The organism is Rhodopseudomonas sp. BR0C11 (genome assembly GCF_010820945.1).
GTDB classification, from domain to species: Bacteria; Pseudomonadota; Alphaproteobacteria; order Rhizobiales; family Xanthobacteraceae; genus Rhodopseudomonas; species Rhodopseudomonas palustris_H.
Map to the genome: position 1 here is coordinate 1 of NZ_QTKI01000773.1, position 818 is coordinate 818.

Sequence of the window (818 nt, forward strand, 5' to 3'; positions counted from 1 at the left end):
CGCCACCCACGCCGACCGTAAGCGGCTGTTCGTCGAGGCCGGCCACACCATCGTCGATCTGGCGCGGCGTTACTACGAAAACGACGACGCCTCGGTGCTGCCGCGCAACATCGCGAACTTCAAGGCGTTCGAGAACGCGATGACGCTCGACATCGCGATGGGCGGCTCGACCAACACCGTGCTGCATCTGCTCGCTGCCGCGCGCGAGGCCGAACTCGATTTCTCGATGAAGGATATCGACCGGCTGTCGCGCCGGGTGCCGTGCCTCAGCAAGATCGCGCCGTCGGTGTCTGATGTGCACATGGAAGACGTGCATCGCGCCGGCGGCATCATGGCGATCCTCGGTGAGCTCGATCGCGCCGGTCTGCTCGATACCTCCTGCGGCACCGTGCATTCCGAAACGCTCGGCGCAGCCCTGGCGCGGTGGGACATCCGCCAGAGCAATAGCGAGAGCGTCCGCACCTTCTTCCGGGCGGCCCCGGGCGGCGTGCCGTCGCAGACGGCGTTCAGCCAGGACCGTCGCTACGACGAGCTCGATCTCGACCGTGAGAAGGGCGTGATCCGCGACGCCGCGCATGCGTTCAGCAAGGACGGCGGTCTCGCCGTGCTGTACGGCAACATCGCGCTGGACGGCTGCATCGTGAAGACCGCCGGCGTCGACGCCTCGATCCTAACCTTCTCCGGCCCGGTGAAGGTGTTCGAGAGCCAGGACGACGCGGTGTCGGCGATCCTGACCAATAAGATCGTCGCCGGCGACGTCGTCGTGATCCGCTACGAAGGTCCGCGCGGTGGTCCGGGCATGCAGGAGATGCTGTATC

Annotated in this window: 1 protein-coding gene; it reads left to right on the plus strand. The window is 66.4% G+C overall.

Annotation, left to right across the window (positions count from 1 at the left end; translation table 11 throughout):
• On the plus strand, positions 1 to 818 hold an 818-nt coding region (locus DYI24_RS27285), incomplete at both ends, for a dihydroxy-acid dehydratase domain-containing protein (RefSeq protein ID WP_205523720.1).